A 3811-nucleotide genomic window follows, 5' to 3' on the forward strand; every position below is an offset into this window, starting at 1 on the left:
TTGCCGGCGATTGGGGCGCATAGCGCCCCCAGCCTGCACTACTTGGCGATCTGGATCTTCGGCGCCCACTGCAGCCACTCATCCTGCGCCTGGTCGAACAGGGCAAAGGTCTGCTGCGGTCGGGCCGGGTTGCCCATCTGCTCGCCATCGGGCGTGGCGAACGCAATGCCGCCTTCCATGAGTGTTTCCAGCGACTCGGTACGCACCGTAGCCCCTTTGATCAGCCCCCAGTCGAAACCGAACCCACTGCTGTTCCAGAATCGGCTGCCACTGCGCACCAAGGCGGCATAACGCGGCTCGATCAGGATATGGATCAGCACCCGGTCAGCACTCTGGCCCAGTTCATAACCGGTGACCTTGCCTACGGCGACTTCACGATAGGTCACTGGCACCCCTGGCTTGATCGAGCCACGTCGAGGCGCACTCAGGGTCAGCGGCAAACCGATCTCCTGCCCCACCACCTCGGGCGCTTCGGCCAAGGCGATGAAATCGCGCTGCGGGCCTCTGTCCTTGGCTGACGGCTGCACTTCCAGGTACTGCCCACCAATCAGGGTGTCGAGGTTCTCGGTACGCACCAGGCCAAGTGCCGGCTTGACTACCCAGAACTGAGTACCCACCCGCGCGATGCGGTCGGCCGCTTCGGTGATGCGCGCACGCAGCAGCACGGCTTGCAGGTCTTTGGTCAGGTCGACACGTTCGACACTGCCCACATCCAGGCCACGGAAGCGGATTGGCGTGCCCGCCTTGAGGCCGTCAGCGCGATCGACACGGATCGTGACCAAGGTGCCGCTGCGGTTCACCGCTTCCTGGCTTTCCAACAGGCGGAAACGCGGAATGTGGCGCTTGAGCGCTACGTTCGGGGTCGGGGTGTCGAAAGCGATACCGCCGGCCATGAGGGTCTGCAGTGACTCACTCTTGATCTTGATACCAGACAGGCCGCCGGTGAGGGTGATGCCGCTGACGTTCCAGAAGCGCGACGAGCCGTTGACCAGCTTTTCGTACTCTTTTTCGATATGCACGCCAATCAGGATGCGATTGCTGTTGTGGGCGAACTGATAGCTCTGCACGCTGCCGACCTTGACCTGGCGGTACATGACCGGGCTGCCGACCTCCAGCGAACCCAGGGTATCGGCGAACAGCACCAGGTGCAGGCCTGGCGCTCTGAGGTCGAGCGGCGGCGCCTTGGGCCTGGCCTCGAACTCGCGCTGAGGCGTTGCGCCCTTCTCACCGGGGCGGATGGCGATGTAGTTGCCTTTGACCAAGGCTTCCAGGCCAGTGATTCCCGCCAACGAGATGGACGGTTTGACCACCCAGAACTGTGTGCCATCCACCAGGTAGTCTTCGGTCAGCGGGTCAAGCGTCAGCTCGGCCATGGCCACGGACAGGTTGTTTTCCATCTTCAGCGCTTTCAGCGAACCGACCTGAATGCCCTTGTACATCACCGGCGTGCGACCGGCTTGCAGGCCTTCATAATCGTTCAATTTGACCTTTACCCGAATCCCCGCCTGGGCCGCGTCGAAGTCTTCGTACAGACGGAACGGCAAGCTGGGGTCGGTGGGCGGACTGTCCTTGCGGTATTCCGGGGTAGCAAAGGCAATACCGCCTGCGACGATGCTGGACAGCGACTCGCTGCGCACCTTCACACCGGACAGGTCGGCATCGATGCTGATGCCGCTGGCGTTCCAGAAGCGCGTGTGCTTGCGCACCAGGCTGGCATAGGCCGGCTCGATGAAGACTTTGACCTCGACCGTGCTCTGGTCATCGGAGAGGCGGTAGCTCTTCACCCGACCGACCTGGATCTGCTTGTAGAAGACCGGGCTATCGCGATTGAGCGATCCCAGCCGCTCGGCTTTGAGCGTAAGGTGCAGGCCCGGCTCGCTGTCCGAAAGCGGCGGCGCCACCTTCAACGCAGTAAAGCGCTTGGTCCGCTCACCCTCCCCCGGACTGACGGCAATGTAGTTGCCGGACACCAATGTCTCAAGACCGGTTATACCCGCCAGGCTGACGCTGGGTTTGACCAGCCAGAAACGCGTGCCTTTGGTCAGGTGCGGCTCTGCAGCCTTGTTCATCTCGATGGTGGCGATGACGCCCTGCTTTTCGCCCTTGGCATCGAGCACCAGGCTCTTCACCTTGCCGACCGGCATACCTTTGTAGATGACTTCGGTCTTGTTGGCGACGATACCCTCGCCGCTCTCGAAACGAACCTCGATTTCCACGCCGGCATCGCGGTAAGCCTGCCAGGCCAGCCAGCCGCCGATCATCAGCGCGATCACCGGCAGAATCCAGATTGCCGACCAATTGGAGGCGGGGCGGGTTTTGGCCGTAGGCAAGTCACTCATGGTCGTCATCCGACTCCGTGTTATCCCAAATCAGTCGGGGATCGAAAGTTAAAGCAGCAAGCATCGTGAGAATCACCACAGTTGCGAAGGCGACAGCGCCCAGGTTGGCTTCGACACTGGCGATGCGGCCGAAATTCACCACCGCCACCAAAATGGCGATAACGAAGATGTCCAACATTGACCAGCGCCCTATGAACTCGATGAAGCGGTACATCAGGATCCGTTGCCGCGCCGACAGCGGTTGACGACGCTGGACGGAATACAGCAGCAAGCCGATTCCGATCAGCTTGAACGTCGGCACCAGAATGCTGGCGATGAAAACCACCGCGGCAATCGGCACCATGCCGTGCTTGAGCAGGGCAATGACGCCGGACATGATGGTGTCCGGGCTACCCTGCCCCAAGGCACTGATGGTCATGATCGGCAATACGTTGGCCGGGATGTACAGAATCGACGCGGCTATGAGCAGCGCCCAGGTCCGCACGATACTGTTGGGCCTGCGTGCATGCACGATGGCCCCGCAACGCGTACAGGTCTGCGAACTGCGCTCGCCTTCCTGACGGTTCAACTCATGACATTCATTGCAGACCAGGATGCCTGCATCAATCGCCCGCATGGAGATCCTCCCCCGACAACGCGCTCCAGATCTGGTGTGGAGACATCACTACCTCTAGCCAGACCTGAACCAGCAGCAGGCTGATGAAGCAGAACAGGCCCAAGCCAACGCTCAGCTCAGCCAGATCCACCAGTTTGACGATCGCGACCAGCACGCCCATGAAGTAGACCTCGAGCATGCCCCAGTCACGTAGATGGTGATAAATGCGGTAAAACAGCAGGCCGTAGCTGCGCCCGATGTTCAGGCGAATGCTCAGCAACACGGCCAGCTGGCACAACAGCTTGAGTAGCGGGATGGCCATACTGCAGAGGAACACCACGACAGCGACGCCGCGCATCTCGGAATTGTACAAGCCCACCACACCGCTCCAGACCGTATCGTCTGAAGTCTGGCCTAGCAGGTGCAACTGCATGATCGGCAGGAAATTGGCGGGTACGAAAAGCAGCAGGGCCGTCAGCACCAGGGCCAGGCTACGGTTGACCACATTGTGTCGGTGGGCGTACAGCTCGTAGCCACAACGAGGGCATTGGGCCTTTTCGTCATGCTGCAGGGAAGGTTTACGCATCAACAGGTCGCACTCGTGACAGGCGACCAGCTCATCCAGTGGCAACTGCTCTAGGGCTTCGGTTTCAGGCATTTCGGAATTCTGAATAGGTACGTCGGACTATTCTAGTGGCCCAGCTCGAAATGTGGGAGATGACCAAGGCACTGGTTTGGCAGATAGCGATTTTTTCGGGTAGAAAGACAAAACCCCTACCTGCTCGCGCAGATAGGGGTTTTGCGAAATGAATCTTGACGATGACCTACTCTCACATGGGGAAACCCCACACTACCATCGGCGATGCATCGTTTCACT

General features: G+C 60.2%; 3 protein-coding genes. All 3 read right to left on the reverse strand.

Translation table 11 applies throughout. The features are described 5' to 3' along the window. Positions 1-38: 38 nt before the first annotated feature. The 3 genes from PMI38_RS13595 to PMI38_RS13605 are packed head-to-tail and all read right to left on the reverse strand — an operon-like array spanning position 39 to position 3592. Positions 39-2339 (reverse strand): PqiB family protein, encoded by a 2301-nt coding sequence (locus tag PMI38_RS13595; protein ID WP_008094870.1) that lies wholly within the window; start codon positions 2337-2339, stop codon positions 39-41. After that, a complete protein-coding gene (locus tag PMI38_RS13600) occupies positions 2332-2955 on the reverse strand; it encodes a paraquat-inducible protein A (protein WP_008094872.1) in 624 nt (207 codons plus the stop codon). The genes PMI38_RS13595 and PMI38_RS13600 overlap by 8 nt, the downstream gene beginning before the upstream one ends. Then, on the reverse strand, positions 2942-3592 hold the full coding sequence (locus tag PMI38_RS13605) for a paraquat-inducible protein A (protein ID WP_008094874.1): 651 nt from the start codon (positions 3590-3592) through the stop codon (positions 2942-2944). Before PMI38_RS13605 ends, PMI38_RS13600 begins: the two co-directional genes overlap by 14 nt. Positions 3593-3811: the final 219 nt, after the last annotated feature.

The sequence above is a fragment of the Pseudomonas sp. GM84 genome, from assembly GCF_000282535.1.
Classification (GTDB): Bacteria; Pseudomonadota; Gammaproteobacteria; order Pseudomonadales; family Pseudomonadaceae; genus Aquipseudomonas.